Origin of the sequence: Actinoallomurus sp. NBC_01490 (assembly GCF_036227085.1) — a bacterium.
GTDB classification, from domain to species: Bacteria; Actinomycetota; Actinomycetes; order Streptosporangiales; family Streptosporangiaceae; genus Actinoallomurus; species Actinoallomurus oryzae.
Genome location: NZ_CP109433.1, coordinates 4,510,081 through 4,531,887 on the forward strand (window position 1 = coordinate 4,510,081; position 21,807 = coordinate 4,531,887).

Genomic DNA, 21,807 nt, shown 5'->3' on the forward strand with positions numbered 1-21,807 from the left:
CCGATGCGAAAGTCACGAGCACTCGCCGTCGCCGCGCTGGTCGCCGCAGGTCTCGCCATACCGGCCTTCCCGGCGTCGGCGACCGGCGACGACCCCTGGCACGACTCGTCGTACACGCCGCACCACGGCGACTGGCGCGCGTACGTGCTGGCGCCCGCCGGGCACACCGTCCGTCCGGTGTCGGTGCTGAAGGCGGAGGCCCGCCAGGGTCGCGTCGAGGGCGACCCGCGGAACGCCCTGCAGGCCGACGGCCGGTCGGTACGGCTCGTCGGCGCCGCCGACCGGGCCGGATCCCCGCTGCTGATCCTCGACTTCGGCAAGGAGGTCGCCGGCCGGGTCACGGTGCGCGGAACCGGCACGGGCAAGTTGCACGCCTGCTTCAGCGAGTCGCGTCAGTACCTGGCCGAGGCCCCGGACGACAACGACGGCGAAGGAAAGATCGCGCCCGGGTGCGACACCGCCAATATCTGGAACGGCTTCCCCGGCGTCGCCTACACCGAGGACACCGACAGCCACGAGCTGACCCTGAACACGCCCGACCAGCAGATCCGCGGCGGCTTCCGGTACCTGACGCTCTTCCTCGACGGTCCCGGCCAGGTCGACATCAACGCCGTCTCCGCCGAGTTCACCGCCGCCCCGCTGCAGTCGCGTCCGGACGCCTACCAGGGCCACTTCCTGTCCAGCGACGACCTGCTGAACAAGATCTGGTACGCGGGCGCGTACACCGTGCAGATCAACACCGCCATGGCGGACACCGCCAAGAGCTGGCCGTACACCTCCGGCGAGCAGGACCACTCCGACACCGCCGTGCCGTACGCCGACCCGAACAAGGAGGTCATCTACGACGGCGGCAAGCGCGACCGCATCGTCTGGCAGGGCGACCTCGCCGTCCAGGCGCCGGTCACCTACCTGACCACGCACGACGTGGACGCGGTGGACAACTCCCTGTCCTCGCTGGCGGCCCAGCAGCTCCCGGACGGCTTCATGCCCGCCGAGAGCCAGGCCGGCCAGCACAACAAGGACGAGCTGCGCACCTACGGCGAGTACGTCACGTGGTTCGTCAACAACATGTATGAGCACTGGCTCTACACCGGCGACCGGGCCTACCTCGACAAGTGGTGGCCCACCCTGACGAAGACCATGGGCTGGCTGGAGTCGGTACGGGCGCAGGACCCGCAGGGGCTGATCGCGTTCGGCGCGGTCGGCTCCTGCGGCCACTACGGATACTCCGACTGCGGCCACGAGACCTACGTCAACGCCCTGTACGCGCGCAACCTCACGCAGATGGCCGAGCTCGCCAGGGCGCGCGGCGAGTCCGGCACCGCCTACGCGGACCGCGCGGCGGCGGTGAAGAAGGCCGTCAACGACCAGCTGTGGGACGAGAGCGCCGGCGCGTACCGGATGTCGCGTGAGATCCCCGGCGCCTACCCGCAGGACGCGAACGCCACCGCCGTGCTGACCGGGGTCGCCGACGCCACGCGGGCGAGGCGCTCCCTGGCCTACCTGCGCGCCCACAACTGGTCGGACCTCGGCTCGCTGACGGTGGGCACCGCGAACGCCTCGCTCAGCCCGTTCTACGCGCCGTTGCCCAGCGGGTTCGAGGCGGACGCCCGGCTCGGCACCGGTGACACGTCCGGCCTCGACCTGATCCGGAAGTTCTGGGGCTGGCAGCTCGCCCAGGACCCGGGCACGACCTTCTGGGAGCACGTCCAGCCGGACGGCACGCCCAACCTGAAGCAGTTCTCCAGCCTCGCGCACGGCTGGGCGTCGGCACCGACGACGATCCTGACCACGCGCGTGCTCGGCGTCCAGCCCACCGCCGCCGGCTTCAGCTCCTACGCGGTCGTCCCGCACACCGGGGACCTGAAATGGGCCGAGGGCACGGTCCCGACGCCGAAGGGGAACATCACCGCCTCCTGGCGGAACGACGGACACGGCTTCCGCCTGGAGGTCACCGCGCATGCGAAAGGCCGTCTCGGGATTCCCGCCTCGGGCCGCGTCACGCTCGACGGCCACGTGGTGTGGGCCGGTGGAAAGGCCACCGCGAAGGGCGTGACCGGCGACGGCGCCTATGTCTACGTGGACGGCGTGGCGCCCGGGCACCACACGATGGAAGGAACGAGATGACCGCGGGAGACGGACGCGTTCGCGCCGGCAAGGGAGACCGCCGGCGGCTCCGGCCCAAGGGCGGATACGGCGGCCCGAGGCACGGGCGGTTCGCGAGAGTGCCGGCGGCGCTGGTCCTCGCCCTGTCCGCGGCGGTCGTCGCACTGGCCCCGGCGGGAACCGCGGAGGGCTCGCCGGTGGCCACCTCGGCCGTCCCGGCCCTGACCAGCGCCACCTTCGCCGACCCCCCGGCCTCCGTCCGGCCCAAGTACCGCTGGTGGCAGCCGCTCGCCTACACCGAGGACGGTGAGCTGGCCGCCGAACTCGACCAGATCAAGAAGGCGGGCGGCGGCGGTGCCGAGGTCGCGCCCTTCAGCGTCGAGGGCACGGGCAACAACACCAACCCGTTCCTGGAGAAGTACGGCTGGGGCACCCCGCTGTGGGCGCAGAAGACGCGGACCATGCTGGCGGCGGCCAAGAAGGAGGGGCTCGGCCTCGACTTCACGATCGGCCCCCGCTGGCCCGCGACCGTCCCCACGGTCAACGACGTCAACGACCCCGCCGCGCAGCAGCAGATGGTGTTCTCCCATGAGTTCGACCGGGGCGGCACGAGCAGGTCCGGGCCGCTGCCGGACAACCTCAACGTCGCGCCGCCCGCGGGAGCGAAGAAGACCCTCATCGCGGCGCTCATCGCCAAGTGCGCCGACGCGGGCTGCGCCGACTCCTCCAGCGCCCCGCGGCTGCTGGAGCGCTCCACCGTCACCGACGTGACCGCGAAGGTGGATGCGCAGGGCGACCTGTCGATCGACCTTCCCGGCGACGCGAACAGCACGTACGCGCTGATCGCGTTCTACCGGACGCCCACCGGCCAGTCCCTGTCCGGCTACACCGCCACCGGCACCAACTACGCCCTGGACACCTTCGGCGCGGCCGGCGCCAAGGCGACCACGGACTTCTACGACCAGCACATCCTCACCCCGGACGTCCGCAAGCTGCTCGCCCAGCTGGGCACCAGCGACCTGTTCGAGGACTCCCTCGAACTCGGCAGCACGCAGAAGTGGACGCCCGACATGGTCGCCCAGTGGGGGAAGCTGCGCGGATACTCCCCGATCGACGTTCTCCCGGCGCTGGCCGGCGCGGGCGACCAGGGCGTCACCGACCGGCCGTACTTCGACTTCGGCGACGGCCTCGGCGCCCGCGTCCGCACCGACTACCGGCAGACCCTCAGCGACCTGTACATCGCCAACCGCCTCGACGTGCTGCGGCAGTGGGCGCACAAGCACCACATGGGCACCCGCATCCAGCCGTACGGCATCCCGGTGGACATCTCCGACGCGGCCTCGCACATCGACGTCCCCGAAGGGGAGTCGCTGGCGTTCGGGCAGTCGACCGGCGCCTACAGCAACGTGCAGGACTACCGGGTGGTCGCCACCGGAGCGCACCTGTCCGGGCAGCCCGTGGTGTCGGACGAGTGCTGCGCCTTCTCCGGCGCGGTCTGGGGATCGACGGCGGGGGCGGGTTCGGACGCCTCGAACCTCCAGGCCGTCTACCGCGGGTTCGCCGGCGGGGTGAACCAGCTCGTCTGGCACGGCTTCCCCTACCTGACCAGGGGACCGCAGGGCGCCGGCGCCCAGGAGGTGTGGCCGGGCATGACCTACGGCGGCAACACCTCCTACTCCGAGGCGTGGGGCGCCAAGGGCGGCCCGAACTGGGCCGACTACCGGTCGATCAACGACAACCTGGCCCGCATGCAGCTCGTGCTCAGGCAGGGCGACCCGCGGTTCGACCTGGCCGTGTACTGGCAGGACTTCGGCCTGAACGGCACGGGGACCACGGGAAGCGGCGCGAACAAGCTGATCCAGAGCTCGTCGGCGCTGGCGTCGTCCGGGTACACCTATGAGTACCTCAGCCCGGCCCAGCTCCGGCGCAAGGACGCGTCCTACACCAGGGGCACCCTGTTCGGCGACGGCTCGGCGTACCACGCGGTGCTGCTGAACGACCAGACGACCATGCCGGTCGACGCCGCCCAGAAGCTCCTCGAGCTGGCAGGGCGGGGACTGCCCGTCGTCATCGTCGGCGACCTGCCGAGCACGGTCCCCGGCGCCGCCGACGCGGCGGCCCAGGACGCGAAACTCAGATCCGTGGTCGCCCGGCTCGCCGCGCAGCGCAGCGTCGTCCGGGTGGCGAGCGAGGCGGACGCGCCGGCCGCGCTGAAGCGCCTCAGCGTCACGCCCGCCGCCACCCCGAGCAGCGACTCGGGTGCGATCCTCGACGTGCGCCGGCACGCGGGCTCGACCGACTACTACTACCTGTACAACCAGACGAACACCGCGACCGCGCAGACGCTGACCCTCACCGGCGACGGCGTGCCGTACCGGCTGGACACCTGGACCGGTCAGATCACCCCGATCACGAACTACACGTCCGGGCACGGCACGGTCACCGTCCCGGTACGGCTCGCCGGAAACGACGCCGAGGTCATCGCGGTCACGCCGCGGCACGACGCGACCTTCCGCGGCGCGCCGGGCCGCAAGGACGCGCCGGGCACGGCGAGCGCCTCGTCCGGCACGCCGAAGCCGGTGGCGTTGGGCGACTGGTCGCTCTCGGTGGACGCCTGGGGGCCCGGCGCCTCGGACCTGCCCGGCGACACCGCGCACACGAAGCTCGGGCCGGTCACGCTCAAGGCCGGATCGGACGGCCGGCTGCCGGCGTGGTCGGCGATCACGCCCGGCAACGGCTACTCCGCGGACCTGAAGGACGTGTCCGGAAGAGGCACCTACACGGCCCACGTCACCCTGGGTGAGGAGTGGAAGGGCGTCAGCGGCGCGAACCTCGATCTCGGCACGCCGGTGGACACCGTGACCGTGAACGTCAACGGGCACGACCTGCCCTCCCTCGACCAGGCCGACCTGCGCCACGTGGAGGTGGGCCGGTACCTGCGCCCGGGCGACAACACGATCACCGTCCGGGTCGCCTCCACCCTGCTCAACGCGGTACGGGTCGCGCCGGGCACGGGCGCGTCGTCGCGGGCGCCGATGGACTACGGACTGTTCGGGCCGGTCACGCTCACGCCGTACGCCGGAAAGCAGCCGCTGCTGACCGCCTCGGCGCTGGAGACGTCGCTGCCCCTGGCGAAGGGCGGTTACAACCGCGCCACCGTGCTGGTGCACAACGGCTCCGGCCGGCCCGTCGGGGTGACGCTCAGCGCGTCGGCCGCCTCGGGGATCACCGCGACGCCGCAGCAGGACCGTACGACCGTCCCGGCCGGCGGTTCGGTCACGGTGCCCGTCGACCTGCGCGACTCCGGCGTCGCGACCGGCACGGACACCCTGACGGTGACGGCGCGCAGCGACACCGGGCCGACCTCGACGACGACCGTGACCCTCCGGCACTCCGACGACCTGGCGCTCAACCCCGGTGGCACGCCGTTCCCGCGCGTGATCGCGGACGCGAGCCAGGACCGCTACCCGGCCGCCCTCGCGGTGGACGGATCGGCGAGCACGTTCTGGGTGTCGTGGGGCAGGGCCGCCGGTCAGGGCCCCACCGAGTCCCGCCCGGTGCGGTACGGGCTCGACTTCGGCGCGACCGTCGGCATCGGCTCGGTCACCGTCGGCGGACGCTCCAACTACGGGCCGCGCGACTACGACGTCCAGGTGTCCTCGGACGGCCGGAACTGGCGCACGGTGGCCACGGCCACCGACACCCCCAAGGCGGGCGGGACGACGACCTTCACCCCGGTCCAGGCCCGCTACCTGCGGCTCAGCGTCACCAAGAGCTGGGACGCCACCAACGCCAACGTGCAGATGAGCGGGCTCACGGTGCGGCCGTGACGCGCCGGACGACACGCCAACGCGACACGCGACACCGGAGGTCATGCGGATGAGAGGCCGACGCAGGCGATGGATGGTCGCACTTGCCGTGACCACGCTGGTCGGGGCCGGCACACCCGGCACGGCGTGGGCGGCTCCCGGCGAGTCGAGGGGAGACGCCACGGCGCACCGCTCCACCGGGACCGTCGTCGTCGCCAAGCCGAATGCGTCCGGCAGGATCGAGGCCGTCGGGACCTCGACCGTCACCGTCCGGAACGGCACGACCGTCCAGCAGGTCAAGGCGCAGATCCGTGCCAAGGACGACTCGCGGCAGGGCTATGTCGTAGCGGACGAAGACGGTGAGGAGAAGCGGTCGGGCGCGGTCGTCGACGGAGACCGGCTCCAGGTCACGGCGGAGAACGGTCGGGACCGCTTCACCTATCGGCTGGCGATCGACGATCCCCATGCCCAGCAGAAAGATGGCGTCTACTGGAACAAGGATCTCTACGACGACATCGATCAAACGGTCAACGCCAACACGCCGGTGTTCAACGACAAGCGTTGTGACATCACCAGCCCGAAATATGCGCGCCTGGTGCGACGGGTCACCGAGAAGTTCTATGTCGGAAATCAGGCCGCCGACCCGGCGGAAAAGACATCTCCGCTGGTCGCCGATTCGCAGGAGGTCTGGTATTACACCGACGCGATCGAGGCCGCGATCAGAGACTGCCACGAATCCGGCGGCGGGATCGTCGTCGTCCCGGCCGGGGGGTCACGGAACGCCAACGGAGCCTACTACTCCGGGGCGATAACCCTCCTGAGCAATGTCAATCTGCACATCGAGACCGGTGCCGTGGTCAAGTTCATGCGGAACAAGACCAACGAGTACTACCCCGTCGTCCTGACCAGCTATGAGGGCACCGATCTCTATAACTTCTCGCCGCTGATCTACGCCCTCGGCCAGACGAACATCGCGATCACCGGCGGTGGGACGCTGGACGGCCAGGAGGACATGTGGAACTGGCGGCCCTGGAAGAAGGGCTATTGGGGCGAGCCGTCGGTGGAGAACAAGAGCCTCGACGCTCCGTACGGCGAAAACGGAATTCTGAACGACATGAACTTCCGGGACGTGCCGATCACCAAGCGCATATTCACCGACGACGGGCACATGCCGAGCTCGATTCCGGTGGTCGACGGGAACACGGTCAAACGTGTCCCGCCGCCATCGGACGCGGTCGCGATGAAGTCCACGTTCCGGCCGCAGTTCATCGAGACCAATCATTCTCGCAACGTCCTCATCGAGGATGTGAAGATCAGGAACACTCCGTTCTGGATCGTTCATCCGCTCAACTCCGAGAACGTGCTCGTCCGGAACCTCGACATCTACAGCGACAAGACGAAGGACTTCGAGGCGACCGGCTGGAACAACGACGACGGTGTCGACCCCGAGTCCTGCAAGAACGTCGTCCTGGAAGGAAATCGCGTGACCACCAGCGACGACGGTGCCGCGATCAAGGCCGGCCGCAATGTCAACGGCAGGCTGCACCGGGCGCCGAGCGAGAACCTCATCATCCGGGACTCGGCGTACAACAACGACAACATCGGCACCTACTCCGCCGCGGTCTCGATGGGCAGCGAGATGTCGGGAGGCATCCGGAACGTTTTCATCGAACACAACGAGTTCGGCGGACCGGGGCTGGCGATGATCCTGAAGATCAAGACGAACTCGTATCGGGGTGGGGCGGTCGAGAACATCTATCTCCGGCACAACCTGCTGAAGGCGGCGCGGTCGGCGATGGTCCAGCTCGACAGTAACTATTCCGAAACCGTGTCGTTCCCCAACGCCGACATCTTCAATCCGACCGTACGGAACATCTACATCGACGACGTCGATACCGCGCCGACGATGACCCCGGGGAAGACCACGTTCCAGTTCTCCAGCGCCGCCTCGCGTTCTCCGGTGGAGAACGTCTACTACCGCAACTCGGTCTTCTACACGACGAGCACGCTGCAGGCGGCCTTCAACTCCAACAAGAACATCAAGAACCTGGTCGTGGAGAACGTAAAGTACATCGACCCCTCCAGCGGGGCGGAGACGGTGTACAACACGACGCCGTTGAACCTGCTCGACCAGACGACGGCTCACGCCGGCGATGAGAACGTCCGGCTCACCGCCGATCCGAACGTGGTCAACAAGGTCTCGGCGCACACCTTCACGGTCAGTGGGAAGGTCGACCTCGCGGCATATCCCGGATTCGTGAGCGGTGGCACGGTCCGGATCTTCGTCGATCGGAGCACTACGGCGATCCCGGCGACCCTGAGCCCCGATGGTTCTTTCACGAGTGGACCGATCACGCTCGACGACGGCCAGTACTGGTACACCGACCGTCACTATGTCGCGGTGAATCTCTTCAACGGCATCAACATCAACACTGTCGTTTATCCGGTGGAGGCAACGTGATCAGACGCCGAGCCGTTCTGCAGGGCATGGGCGGCCTGGGAATGGCAGGCCTGCTCGCCGGCGCGCCGGCCGCACGCGCCGACGCGGCCGCAGGCGCCATCGACCGTCGTGCGCTGGTCGGACGGCATGACATCGAACGCACCGCGAGCGACCCGGACCTGCCGATCCAGGTCGGCAACGGGCGGTTCGCCTTCGGCGCCGACATCACCGGCCTGCAGACGTTCCTGCCCTTCGCCACCATGTCGGACTGGGGCTGGCACGAGGACGCGTTGCCTCCCGGCCAGAGCCCGGCGGACTACGTCGGAGAGATCTGGGACACTCACGGCCGCCCCGTCCGCTACTGGACCGACGACAAGCAACACCCGCAGCTGAACCAGTGGCTGCGGGAGAACCCGCACCGGATCAACCTCGCGCGCATCGGCATGCGGTTGCTCCGCGGGGACGGCCAGGAGGCCACGGAGGCCGACCTGACCGATCGTCACCAGCGGCTGGATCTGTGGTCCGGCACCCTGCACAGCAGCTTCGTCCTGGACGGCGCGCCGGTCTCCGTGGAGACGGCCTGTCATCCCGAGCTCGACGTGGTGGGGGTGCGCGTCGACTCACCGCTGATCGCCGCGGGCCGCCTCATCGTCTTCATCGACTTCCCGTACGCCACCGCCGGGTCGAAGTTCTCCGCGCCGTTCGTCGGCGTGTGGGACCGGCCCGACGCACATCAGACGCAGCTGCGTCGCCGTGGTGCCCAGCGGGCCGACATCACCCATCGCCTCGACGCGACCACGTACCACGTGTCGCTGCTGTGGCAGGGGCCCGGGAGGCTGACACCCGACGCGACGCACCCGCACCGGTACGTCCTCGACGGCAGCCGCGCACGGCGGTTGGAGGTGGCCTTCGGCTTCTCACCCGACGAGCCGCGCCCGGCTCCGCCGGCACCGGCGGTGTCGGCGGCCTCCGCGGCGTGGTGGCCGAGGTTCTGGCGTTCCGGCGGCGCCATCGACCTCTCACAGAGCGCCGACTCCCGATGGGTGGAGCTCGAACGCCGCATCGTGCGGAGCCAGTTCGCCATGGCGGTCAACGAGGCAGGCGGCTGGCCGCCGCAGGAGTCCGGCCTGGTCAACAACGGCTGGTACGGCAAGTTCCACCTGGAGATGTACTGGTGGCACGCCGCGCACTACGCGCTGTGGAACCGCTGGCCGATTCTCGACCGCGGCGCGGGCGTCTACGAGCACTTCCTCGCGTCGGCGCGGGACCGCGCGCGGGAGCAGGGCTACCGCGGGGCACGCTGGCCGAAGATGACGACCCCGGGTGGAGTGCAGTCGCCCGGTCTGCAGAACGCCCTGCTGCTCTGGCAGCAGCCGCATCCCATCTTCTTCGCCGAACTGGACTACCGGGCCCACCCGGACAGGAGCACCCTGGCGAAGTGGCGCGAGGTGGTCTTCGCCACCGCCGACTTCCTGGCGTCGTACGCGTTCCACGACCCCGCGACCCACCGCTATGTGCTCGGCCCGCCGCTGGTCATCGCGAATGAGGGCCCCGACCCGCGGTCGACGATCAACCCGACCTTCGAGCTGTCGTACTGCCGCTTCGCGCTGCGCACCGCACAGCGGTGGCGCCGGCGGCTGGGCCTGACTCCGGACCCGGCGTACGCGGACGTGCTGGCCGGCCTGGCACCCCTGCCCGTGCAGGACGGCGTCTATGTGTTCCACGAAGGCATCCAGGACATGTGGACCCGGTGGAACAACAACCACCCCGACCCCGTGGCCGCGTACGGCATGTTGCCCGGGGACGGTGTGGACGTGCCCACGATGCGGGCGACGGCCCAGAAGGTCTACGCCACCTGGGACGTGGACAATCTCTACAGCTGGGACTTTCCGCTGCTGGCGATGAACGCCGCCCGGCTCGGCGACCCCGGCCGTGCCGTCGACTTCCTGCTCCACGAGCGGTTCGGCTTCACCGACACCGGCCTGCCCGCGAGCGGGTTTGCGGGGGTGCCCTCACCGTACTTCCCCGGAGCAGGAGGCCTGCTGTACGCGGCCGCCATGATGGCCGCGGGCTGGGACCGGGGGCCGAAGACCGCCGCGCCCGGGTTCCCGTCGGACGGCAGGTGGACGGTTCGCAGTGAAGGACTCAGCCCGGCGATATGAGCATGACGCGACCTCCCGAACCACGGACCCCGGCCGCTACCGGCCCCTGTCACCGAAGAAATGGAGAGAACGAATGAGCGCGAACGAAGGACGCGTACGCGTCGGGCTGGTCGCCGGAGGGCTGGGGGCGTACTGGCCGCAGTTCCCCGACCTGCTGCCGCAGCTGCGGCGGTCCGCCGAACGCGTGTCGGAGCGCATGCGCCTCCTGGGCGCCGACGTCGTCGACGCCGGCTTCATCTCCGACGAGCGCGAGGGCGCCGCGGCGGCGGAGAAGCTGCGCGCGGCGGGCTGCGACCTCATCGTCGGGTTCCTCACGACGTACATGACCGCGACCATGCTCGTGCCGGTCGCCCAGCGCAGCGGGGCGCCGGTGCTGCTGATCAACCTCCAGCCGACCGAGTCGATGGAGCACGAGACGTTCGACACCGGGCAGTGGCTGGCCTACTGCGGCGCCTGCCCGCTGCCCGAGATGGCCAACGCGTTCCTGCGCTGCGGCATCCCGTTCCGCTCGGTGTCGGGGTACCTGGAGGACGAGCGGGCCTGGGACCGCATCGGCCGCTGGGTGCGGGCGGCCGGCGTACGCGCGGCGCTGCGGCACGGCCGGCACGGCCTCATGGGCCACCTGTATCCGGGGATGCTCGACGTCGCCACCGACCTGACGCTGGTGTCGGCCCAGTTCGGCGGCCACGTGGAGGTCCTGGAGTTCGACGACCTGCGGGTGCGGGTGGAGAAGGTCACCGACGCCGAGGCCGAGGCCAAGAAGAAGGAGGCCACGGACGTCTTCGCGCTGGACGCGTCGGTGAACGACGAGGACTTCGGCTGGGCGGCGCGCGTCGCGGTCGGCCTGGACCGGCTCGTGGACGACTTCGGGCTGGACAGCCTCGCGTACTACCACCGGGGCCTGGACGGGGAGATACACGAGCGGCTCGGCGCGGGCATGATCCTCGGCGCCTCGCTGCTCACCGCACGCGGCGTCCCGGCGGCGGGAGAGTACGAGCTGCGCACCTCGCTCGCCATGCTGATCATGGACCGGCTCGGCGCGGGCGGCTCGTTCACCGAGTTCCAGGCGCTGGACTTCCAGCGCGGGCACGTCGAGATGGGCCACGACGGCCCGGCCCACCTCGCCATCAGCGACGGCCGGCCGCTGCTGCGCGGACTCGGCGTCTACCACGGCAAACGGGGCTACGGCGTGTCGGTGGAGTTCGACGTGAAGCACGGCCCGGTCACGGCGTTCGGCCTCCGGCAGGGCCGCGACGGCCGGTTCGCGTTCGTGGCCTCGGAGGGCGAGGTCGTGGGCGGCCCGCTCCTGCGGATCGGCAACACCACCTCACGCGTGGACTTCGGCGCCGATCCGGGGGAGTGGACCGACGCCTGGAGCGCCACCGGCATCTCCCACCACTGGGCCCTCGGCACCGGCCACCGGATCGCCGATCTCAAGGCCCTCGCCGACCTGCTGGACATCGAGCTCATCGAGGTGAACCCCTGACCAACCCGCAAGGAGCCTGATCGGGGGATCCGACTCCAGGTGACGACACCGGGCCGTGCCGGCCGCGGGTCCTCGTCGCCGTGCCCGAAATCCCGAGGAGCCTCATGCGGCCCACACCGTTGCAGACGTCCCAACCTTCCGATGACCGCCCCGTCCGGCCGCTTCCGCCACGCCGAATGAGCCTCGCAACGCGAAGAAGGAGACAGGTATGAGCATCGACGAGGGTCGGCGCCGGTTCCTGGGCACCGCCGCCGCAGGCGCCGTGGCGATCACCGGCGCCGGCCTGCTGCGCCCCGGCACGGCGACGGCGGCGGTCGGCCGCGCGGCCGACGATCCCGGCGAAGAACGGTGGCGGGAACTGGATGCTCTCATCCGCACCTGGTGGGAGAAGGACCTGCATCGTTCGCAGGAGGAGCAGATCCGCGATGACGCGGACGGCACCCTGCTGTTCCTGCCCTTCCCCTACGCCACCCCCGGGGGGACCGAGCGCAGCTTCCCGGAGATGTACGACTGGGACACCTACTTCATCAACCGGGGGATGCTTGCCCACGGGCAACTCGGCCCGGTGGCCGATCACATCCGCGACTACCTGTTCATGGTGGAGCGCTACGGCTACATGCCCAACGGCAACCGCACGACGCTGCTGACCAGGTCACAGACGCCGGTGTTTCCCGACAGCGTCTGGCTGCACTACCGGGCGGGTGGCGGGCTCGACCTGCTGTATCAGGCATATCCGCTGCTCAAACGGGAGTATGAGGGCTACTGGAAGGGTTCTCTCCACCAGACCCCGATCGGCCTGGCCACCAACCGAACCGCCGATGACCCCGCGCTGCCGGGCGAACTGGAGGCGGAGGCGGAGACGGGGCTGGACTGGACCCCGATCTTCGGTGGTGACGCGCGCCGCTGCGTCCCACTGATCACCAACTGCGCCCTGGTCCGCTACGCCCGGGTCCTCGCGCGCATCGCCAAGGAAGTGGGACGCCACGACGAGGCGGCCCGGTACACCAAGGAGGCCGACGCCAGGGCCGCGCTGATCCGCAAGTACTGCTGGGACGAGCAGACGGGCGTGTTCAAGGAGTACGACTTCGTCGCCGGCAAGCGGCTCCCCTACATCTCGGTCTGCGCGTACCTGCCGCTGTGGGCGGGCGTGGCCACGGCCGCGCAGGCCCGGCGGTCGGCCGGCAACCTGCCGTTGCTGGAGCATCCCCACGGCCTGACCGTCACCGACAAGGTCTATCCGAACCCGCACACGGCCGTGAGTGACGACGATCTGCAGTTCATGTATCCCGGGGGCTGGCCGCCGATGCACCTGCTCACCGTGGAGGGGCTGGCGGCCTACGGCCTGCGGCCCGACGCCGAGCGGATCGCCAAGAAATGGGTCGACCTCCTGACGGACTGGTATTTCAATCTCGGTGAGCAGACCGAGACCGAAGGATCGCGGACGCAAGATATCGCGCCGATCCTCACTACAGGCCATACATTCGGCCAGCGATTCACCACCGGTAAACCGTTTTCACGGGTGGGCGGGAGTTTCCCGACCTACAACACCACCGACGCCGGATTCACGCTCACCCTGCGCCGCGACGACGGCTCCGTGGTGAAATCCGGAAAGTTCACCAACGTCAAGGACAACGCCTGGGACTACCTGGATCTGGATTCGCCCGCGCCGGCCGGAACGTACGTCCTGGAGATGTCGGACCCGGTCGGAAAGATCGCCTGGTACACGGCTTCCAAGGATGTCCTGGAAGACGGTGAGGCACTCACCGACGGCGAGGCCTCGCCGGGCGACCGCACGCTGGAGATCGTGCACGTGCTCGGCAAGGGCACTCACAAACTCTGGGAGAAATACAACGTCGTCGACGGGAGTCTGGAACTCCCGAATGCGCGGTACGGAAACATGCCCATGCATGGCTGGACCGCCGCCTCCGCCGTCGTACTCGGACGAATTGCCTACGACGGCTGACCCAATCCATTTTCTCCATCGATCTTCTTGTCCTCCAGCACTTCCGACAACCGGAGGCAGCCCATGCGGCGGAAACCGTACAGACTCCTCATCCTTCCGGCGACCCTGGCGGTCGCTGCCGGTGGCCTGGCGGTCTCGCCGGCCTCGGCGGCGCCCGATGGCATCAGGGTCCTGACGACGACCACCGAGTACGCCGGGCACCCGCTCGGCATCGACGCCCCGCACCCTCGGCTGAGCTGGCGGCTCGGCGCGGCCGACCGCGACGAGTCCCAGAGCGCGTACGAGGTGCGGGTGGCGTCGAGCCCGGCGAAGCTCGCGCACCCCGACGTGTGGGATAGCGGCCGGGTCACCTCGAACCAGTCCGTTCTGGTGCCGTACGCCGGCCCGGCGCTGCGGTCGCGCACCCGCTACCACTGGCAGGTCCGGGTCTGGGACGCGCACGGCCGGCCCTCCGAGTGGAGCACGCCGTCGTGGTGGGAGATGGGGCTGCTCGGTGGCGGCGACTGGCAGGCCCAGTGGATCGGCCACAACGCGCCGATCCCGCTGCCCACGTCCTTCACCAAGCAGAACGACCCGTCGCAGCTCGAGGCGGGGCACACCCAGGGCCAGACGTTCACCTCCGACCAGCCGTTCACGTCGGTCGGGGCCTCCGCGCCGACCTGGGTCACCACCGACTCCGGCATGACCCTCTCGCTGTACAAGGACGGTCCCGGCGGCGAACTGGTCGCCCGGCAGCGCTTCGACCCGCACCCGGACAACGCCTGGGCGACGCTGAAACTGGACACGGCCGCACCGGCCGGCACGTACTACCTGGAGGAGTCCGACCCCAAGGGCACCATCGGCTGGTGGAGCCAGTCCGACGGCGGCTACGACCACGGCCAGGCGTACGTCGACGGCAAGCCCACCTCCGCGGACCGCACGATCCGCTGGCAGACCGTGGCCGACAAGCCGGACGGGCTCACCCCGGAACTGCGCAAGGAGTTCACCGCCGGAAAGAAGATCAAGCAGGCCCGGCTGTACGCGACCGCGCTCGGCGTCTACCGCGCGGAGATCAACGGTCACCGCGTCGGAGACGACGAGCTGGCCCCCGGCTGGACGGACTACAGCAAGCGCGTGCAGTACCAGACCTACGATGTCACCGGCCTGGTCCGGCAGGGCGGCAACGCGATCGGCGCCACGCTGGCGCCCGGCTGGTACGCGGGCAACGTCGCGAGCTTCGGCCCGCGCCAGTACGGCGACCGGCCGTACCTCCGGGCCCAACTGGAGATCGATTACACCGACGGCAGCACCGACCGGATCGTCACCGACGGAAGCTGGAAGAGCGCGACCGGCCCGGTGGTCGACTCCGACCTGCTGATGGGCGAGGACTACGACGCGCGCGACGAGACGCCCGGCTGGAGCTCGCAGCGGTTCGACGACAGCGCTTGGAAGCCGGTCCTCGTCAAGAACGGCGTGACGGCCGCGACGGTCGCCCAGGCGGACCCGCCCGTGCGGGTCGAGCGGGAGCTCAGGCCGGTCAAGGTCACCGAACGGTCGTCCGGCGACTACATCTACGACCTCGGCCAGAACATGGTCGGCACGGTGCGGTTGCGGGCCTCCGGCACGGCCGGGCAGAAGCTCACCATCCGGCACGCCGAGGTGCTGAACAAAGACGGCTCGCTCTACACCGACAACCTCCGCACCGCCAAGGCCACCGACACGTACACCCTGCGCGGGGGAGACACGGAGACGTACGAGCCGGCGTTCACCTTCCACGGCTTCCGCTACGTCGAGGTGACCGGCGCCACGTCCCGGCCCGACGTCGTGGGGCGCGTGATGCACACCGACGCACCGTTCACGATGGACTTCCACACCGATGTGCCGATGCTGAACCAGCTGCAGAGCAACATCACCTGGGGCCAGCGCGGCAACTTCCTGTCCGTGCCGACCGACACGCCCGCGCGGGACGAGCGGCTCGGCTGGACCGGCGACATCAACGTCTTCTCCGGCACCGCCGCCTACAACATGAACTCCGCGTCGTTCCTCGCCAAGTGGCTGACCGACCTTCGCGATGACCAGACCGCGGAGGGCTCGTTCACCGACGTCGCGCCGATGGTCGGCTCGGTCGGCAACGGCTCGGCCGGCTGGGGCGACGCGGGTGTGACCGTGCCGTGGACGCTGTACGAGCGGTACGGCGACCGGTCCGAGCTCGCGCGGAACTACCCGGCCATGACCAAGTGGATCGCGTACCTGGAGAAGAACAGCACCGGCTACCTGCGCCCGGCCTCCGGCTATGGCGACTGGCTCAACGTGAACGACGACACGCCCAAGGACGTCATCGCCACCGCGTACTTCGCGTACGCGGCCGGCATCGTCGCCAAGGCGGCGCGGGCGCTCGGCGAGGACGCGAGCCCCTACGACGCCCTGGTCACGAAGATCCGTGACGCGTTCGACGGCGCGTACGTGTCGGGCGACGGACGGGTCAAGGGCGACACCCAGACCGCGTACGTGCTGGCGCTGTCCATGGACCTGCTGCCGGCGGCGCAGCGGCAGGCCGCCGCCGACCGCCTGGTCGAGCTGATCAAGGCGAAGGACTGGCACCTGTCCACCGGGTTCCTCGGCACACCGCGCCTGCTGCCCACACTCACCGCCACGGGGCACACGGACGTCGCCTACCGGCTGCTGACGCAACGGACCTTCCCCTCCTGGGGCTACCAGATCGACAAGGGCGCCACCACGATGTGGGAGCGCTGGGACTCCATCAAGCCCGACGGCAGCTTCCAGGACGCGGCGATGAACTCCTTCAACCACTACGCGTACGGCTCGGTGGGGGAGTGGATGTACCAGAACATCGCCGGGATCAGCCCGGCGAGCCCGGGCTTCGCCAAGACCGTCATCCGGCCCCGCCCCGGCGGCGGCGTGCACACCGCGTCCGGCCGGTACGACTCGGTCTACGGGCCGATCGCCACGCGGTGGACCGACCAGAACGGCCGGTTCACCCTCGATGTCACCGTCCCCGTCAACACGACCGCCGAGGTGTGGGTCCCCGCCGCGAGCGCGGCGGCGGTGACCCAGCAGGGCGCGAGGTTCCTGCGCCTGGAGGACGGCTGCGCCGTCTACGCCGTCGGCTCCGGCTCCTACCACTTCACCACGGGCTGAGGCCCCGATCTACCTGGAGGTCGGGATGTTGCAGGCGAGATGGGCACGGCACGGCATACTCACCGTGCTGCTGGCCTTGGCCACCGTGTTGTCCACGGCGACCACCATGACCCTGTCCGCGGGTTCCGCGCGGGCGCAGTCGATGAGCGGGATCACGCAGGTGGCCGTTGACGAGACCGGCGTCGTCGTCACCGGCGACGCCGGCACCACGGCGGGCAAGGTCGCGATATACGCGCTGGGCCCCTGGCAGGAGCCCAAGATCCCCGAGGGCGAGTCACCCGTCGCGACGTCGGAACCGGACGCCACCGGTGCTTTCACGGCCCGGCTGCCTCGCTTCGCGGACGACGGCAGGGACCGGCTGTATGACAAGTTCCTGGCCGTCGCCGGCGGCGACACCGTTCTGGGATCCGCGCACTACGCCGACAAGATCGACTTGGCCGTGAACCGGACGGCGTATCCGCAGACTCCCAGTATCAAGGGACTCCAAGTGGAGATGACCGACGACGCCGAGGAACTCGGCGTCAAGCACGCCGCGATCAATCTGCCGCTCGATCAGATGATGCTGAGCGGTCCCGGCGCGCCGGACAACACCATCGAGTTCACCTCCCAGGGCCGGACGTTCTACTTCAACAAGAGCGCGGTCGAGGGCGTTGACGCCCAGGTCAAGCCTCTCTCCGACGATGGAACCCTGGTCAACCTGATCGTCCTCGCCTACGCGGAGCCGGGGAACTCGAGTTCGGCCTGGCGCCAGTTGATCCACCCCGACGCCGAAATCGGTACCGGAACGGTCTACGCGTTCGACACCAAGACCGCGGACGGAGCGGCGTACTACACGGCGGCGATGGAGTTCTTCACCCAGCGCTACACCCGCGCCGACGAGGAGTACGGGCGCGCCTGGGGCTGGATCATCGGCAACGAGGTCGATGCTCAGCAGTACTGGTACAACATGGGCCGGCAGGACCGGGGGACATTCCTCGACCATTACTCCCGCGCGCTGCGGATCGCCTGGCAGGCGCTACGGAAATCCGACGCCAACGGCCGCGTGTACATCTCGCTGACGCATTACTGGAACAGTTCGGCGAACGATGACCCTGCTTACACCTACAAGGGACGCGACATCGTTGACGGCCTCAACGCGATCACCAAGCAGCAAGGCGACTTTTCCTGGAATATTGCCTACCACCCTTACCCAGAGGATCTGTTCAATCCGGCGTTCTGGGACGACAAGGACGCACTCGACACGTCCGACAGCCCGCTCATCACGTTCAAGAACATCCAGGTCCTGCCCCGGTACCTGGCGCAGGACGGCCTGAAGTTCGGCGGCGAGCAGCGCCGGGTGATCCTGTCCGAACAGGGGCTGAACGCGAAGGACTACACCACTGAGAACCTCCGGCTTCAGGCAGCCGCCTTCGCGTACGCGTATTACAAGATCGCCTTCACCGGGGGAATCGACGCATTCATCCTGCACCGGCACGTCGACCACGAAGGTGAGGGTGGGCTGCGCCTCGGTCTGTGGACCTGGGATCCGGATCACCCGTTCAGCGCCGCACCCGGCGAGCACAAACCGATCTACGACGTCTTCAAGTACATCGACACGCCGCAGTCGCTGCGGGCCACCGAGTTCGCGAAGACGATCATTGGAATCTCCGACTGGAAGGCCGTGATCCCGAATTTCGACCCCGCCAAGCTGGCGAGGCGAAGCCTTCCGTACCCCGCCGACACGCGGCTGTCGGCCGCTCCCGTCGGAGAGAACCGGATCGCCGATTTCGAGCAGGACACGCAGGGCTGGCAGGTCGCCGACAACGCGAGCGGTGTCGAGCAGGTGACGACGCAGGGGGCGTCCGGCACAGGGGCGCTGCGGGTGAGCTTCGGCAGTGGCCTGGCGCCCTGGTCGACGTACGCCAAGACCGGCAAGGGCACCGGCGTGGTGTTCGACCGGCCGGTCGACGCGACCCGCATGCCCTGGCTGTCCGCGTCCATCCGCGTACCGGAGTCGGCCGACGACGGCTTCAAGCCGGGCAATGAGTTCTCGGCCACGATACGGGTGTACTCCACGGACGGGCGGGTGGCCGAGGGCACCGGCACCCTGGATCCGGCCGGCGGCTGGAACCGGCTCTCCCTCGATCTGTCCCACTGGCCGGGCCGGACCGCGATCCACCGGATCAAGGTATGGGTGCGTGGTTCGGTCGGCTCCGACTGGAAGGGATATTTCGACGTGGACCGGGTGAGCATGGCACCGCGCGTCATCACCCACGCGTGACTGTGCCCGGCGCGTCAAGCCAGGGCGGGAGGTTCCTGCGCCAGGAGGACGGGTGAGCCGTCCATGGCGTCCATCGCTTCAACGCGGGCTGAGCCCGACGGCCGGTTTCCCGGGCACGGCGTGTGCCCGGGAAACCGGCCCCCGACCAGTGGAGGCACAGATGAGTGAACGAGGTGTGCGCCGGCGCGACGTGCTGCGCGGGGCAGCCGTAGGAGCCGCGGGAGCGACGTTCCCGGGTGTGCTGTCCGGAACCGCTCGTGCGGCCGCGGTGCCGGCGGCCGTACCGGACCTGATGAGCGACACCTGGGTCGCCACCGACGGTCTCGGCCGCCGGCTGCCGACCCACGACGACGTGGGCGGGCCGCGCCAGAACCGCTACGTCGGCGTCTTCTACTTTCTCTGGCTCGGCCAGCACTCGACCAGCGGCCCGCACGACATCAGCAAGATCCTCACCGCGGATCCGGCGGCACTGGAGAACGGCGACGATCCGGCCTGGGGGCCCATGGGGGACTTCCACCACTGGGCCGAGCCCTGTTTCGGGTACTACCTCTCGGACGACACCTGGGTGATCCGCAAGCACGCGACGATGCTCGCCGACGCGGGCGTCGACACGGTGATCTTCGATGTCACGAACGGTTTCACCTACGCCCCCGTCTACCACGCGCTCCTCGACACGTTCGCGGCGGTGCGCGCCGCGGGGAGCGCGACCCCACAGGTCGCGTTCCTGACACCGTTCGGGAACCCGCAGCAGGTCGTCATGGATCTGTACACCGACCTGTACCGGCCCGGCACGCACGAGGATCTGTGGTTCCGCTGGAAGGACAAACCACTCATCCTCGCCGACCCGACGCGGATCGGCGGGACCCTGCTGACGAAGGACGGCACCGACCCGGCAGGGCTGGCGCCGGGACACACCCAGGGACAGACGTTCAAGGCGACGGAGCCGGTCCTGGCCGTCGGCGGTCGCATCCCGACCTGGAACACCACCGACGCCGCGATGACCCTGACGCTGTACGCGGACGGACCCGGTGGAACCCGGCTGGCGCAGCGGCGGTTCGAGGCCGTGGCCGACAACGCCAAGGTGATGCTGCGGCTCGACTCGGCCGCGCCCGCGGGCACCTACTACCTGGAGCAGTCCGACCCGAGCGGCTCGGTCGGCTGGTGGACCGATCCGGCGGACGTCTACCCGGACGGCCGGGCCTACACCGACGGCGCGCCGGTCACCGGCGACCGGTCCGTCTACGTCGAGTACGCGTCGGGTCCGGTCGGTGAGGTGCTCGACTTCTTCACGTTCCGGGCCCCGCAGCCCTCCTACTTCGCCGGGCCGACGGGGTCGGACGAGTGGGGCTGGCTCGAGGTCTCACCGCAGCACGTCTTCCGCGACGACACGGGAGCCGCCGAGCAGATGACCGTCGGCGTCGCGCAGAACGCCGTCGACGGACGGCTCGGGGCGATGAGCGAGCCGCACGCGCAGGGACGCAGCTACCACGACGGCCGGCTCCCGGCCGACGACTCCCGTACCGCCGAGGGACTCAATTTCCAGGAGCAGTGGGACCGCGCACTCGCCGTCGACCCGGAGTTCGTGTTCGTGACCGGCTGGAACGAGTGGGTGGCGCAGCGCTTCGAGAGCTTCAACGGGGTAGAGGCCCCGGTGGTCTTCGTCGACGAGTTCGACTGGGAGCACAGCCGGGACATCGAGCCGCTGCGCGGCGGATCGGAGGGCGGGTTCCCCGGCGGCAACGCCTACCAGGACGCCTACTACTACCAACTGGTCGCGAACATCCGGAAGTACAAGGGCGTCCGGCCGCTTCCGCGTCCGTCCGCGCCCCGGACGATACGGATCGACGGCGACTTCACGGACTGGCGTGAGGTGGGTCCGGAGTTCCGCGATCACGCGGGCGACACGGCCCACCGCGACCACCCGGGCTGGGGCGACGCCGGCCGCTACGTCGACACGACCGGCCGCAACGACGTGGTCGCGGCCAAGGTCGCCCGCGACAAGCACCACCTGTACTTCTACGTGCGTACACGGCAGCCGATCACCCCGTGGACCGACCACAACTGGATGATGCTCTTCCTCGACGTCACCGGCGATCCCGGCAGCGGCTGGGAGGGGTTCGACTTCGTCGTGAACCGGCGGGTGACGAATGCGCGGCGGACGTGCCTGGAGGCGAGCCTCGGGGGCTGGTCCTGGAAACGCTTGGCCGATATCCCGTACGAGGTCAAGGGATGCGAGCTGGAGCTCGCGATACCGCGGTCGCTCGTGGGTGCCGGTTCGGGGCACCCGCTGCGCATCGACTTCAAATGGATCGACAACATGCAGCGCGACGGCGACATTCTGGACACGCTCGCCAGCGGCGACGCCGCGCCGGGCGGGCGTTTCCGCTACCGCTATGCGGAGTGAGCCGGTCGCGTCGTTCACACGAGTCGGGGGACTCACAGA

Annotated in this window: 9 protein-coding genes; all 9 read left to right on the plus strand. The window is 69.4% G+C overall.

Annotation, left to right across the window (positions count from 1 at the left end; translation table 11 throughout):
• Positions 1-3: 3 nt before the first annotated feature.
• The 9 genes from OG417_RS21550 to OG417_RS21590 all read left to right on the plus strand — a co-directional run bounded on the left by OG417_RS21550 (position 4) and on the right by OG417_RS21590 (position 21,768).
• The gene (locus tag OG417_RS21550; RefSeq protein WP_329258874.1) at positions 4-2,127 is read left to right on the plus strand and encodes an alpha-L-rhamnosidase-related protein; all 2,124 of its coding nucleotides are present in this window, start codon (positions 4-6) and stop codon (positions 2,125-2,127) included.
• Positions 2,124-5,936 (plus strand): glycosyl hydrolase, encoded by a 3,813-nt coding sequence (locus tag OG417_RS21555; protein ID WP_329258877.1) that lies wholly within the window; start codon positions 2,124-2,126, stop codon positions 5,934-5,936. Before OG417_RS21550 ends, OG417_RS21555 begins: the two co-directional genes overlap by 4 nt.
• A gap of 73 nt (positions 5,937-6,009) precedes the next feature.
• A complete protein-coding gene (locus OG417_RS21560; RefSeq protein WP_329258880.1) occupies positions 6,010-8,376 on the plus strand; it encodes a glycoside hydrolase family 28 protein in 2,367 nt (788 codons plus the stop codon).
• The gene (locus tag OG417_RS21565; RefSeq protein WP_329258883.1) at positions 8,373-10,517 is read left to right on the plus strand and encodes a hypothetical protein; all 2,145 of its coding nucleotides are present in this window, start codon (positions 8,373-8,375) and stop codon (positions 10,515-10,517) included. Before OG417_RS21560 ends, OG417_RS21565 begins: the two co-directional genes overlap by 4 nt.
• Before the next feature lie 73 nt (positions 10,518-10,590).
• Positions 10,591-12,003, plus strand: a complete 1,413-nt coding sequence (locus OG417_RS21570; RefSeq protein ID WP_329258886.1) for an L-fucose/L-arabinose isomerase family protein — start codon at positions 10,591-10,593, stop codon at positions 12,001-12,003.
• A gap of 208 nt (positions 12,004-12,211) precedes the next feature.
• Positions 12,212-13,966, plus strand: coding sequence for a trehalase family glycosidase (locus OG417_RS21575; RefSeq protein WP_329258889.1), 1,755 nt, complete (start codon positions 12,212-12,214; stop codon positions 13,964-13,966).
• A gap of 63 nt (positions 13,967-14,029) precedes the next feature.
• On the plus strand, positions 14,030-17,104 hold the full coding sequence (locus OG417_RS21580) for a glycoside hydrolase family 78 protein (protein ID WP_329258892.1): 3,075 nt from the start codon (positions 14,030-14,032) through the stop codon (positions 17,102-17,104).
• A gap of 25 nt (positions 17,105-17,129) precedes the next feature.
• On the plus strand, positions 17,130-19,364 hold the full coding sequence (locus OG417_RS21585; RefSeq protein WP_329258895.1) for a DUF5722 domain-containing protein: 2,235 nt from the start codon (positions 17,130-17,132) through the stop codon (positions 19,362-19,364).
• Between the two features lie 160 nt (positions 19,365-19,524).
• Entirely contained in the window at positions 19,525-21,768 is a 2,244-nt protein-coding gene (locus OG417_RS21590) for a hypothetical protein (protein ID WP_329258898.1), read from the plus strand.
• Positions 21,769-21,807 lie beyond the last annotated feature (39 nt).

Coding starts and splice junctions, on each gene's coding strand:
- OG417_RS21550 (WP_329258874.1), top strand. CDS start 4: ATGCGAAAGTCACGAGCACTCGCCGTCGCCGCGCTGGTCGCCGCAGGT.
- OG417_RS21555 (WP_329258877.1), top strand. CDS start 2,124: ATGACCGCGGGAGACGGACGCGTTCGCGCCGGCAAGGGAGACCGCCGG.
- OG417_RS21560 (WP_329258880.1), top strand. CDS start 6,010: ATGGTCGCACTTGCCGTGACCACGCTGGTCGGGGCCGGCACACCCGGC.
- OG417_RS21570 (WP_329258886.1), top strand. CDS start 10,591: ATGAGCGCGAACGAAGGACGCGTACGCGTCGGGCTGGTCGCCGGAGGG.
- OG417_RS21575 (WP_329258889.1), top strand. CDS start 12,212: ATGAGCATCGACGAGGGTCGGCGCCGGTTCCTGGGCACCGCCGCCGCA.
- OG417_RS21580 (WP_329258892.1), top strand. CDS start 14,030: ATGCGGCGGAAACCGTACAGACTCCTCATCCTTCCGGCGACCCTGGCG.
- OG417_RS21585 (WP_329258895.1), top strand. CDS start 17,130: ATGTTGCAGGCGAGATGGGCACGGCACGGCATACTCACCGTGCTGCTG.
- OG417_RS21590 (WP_329258898.1), top strand. CDS start 19,525: ATGAGTGAACGAGGTGTGCGCCGGCGCGACGTGCTGCGCGGGGCAGCC.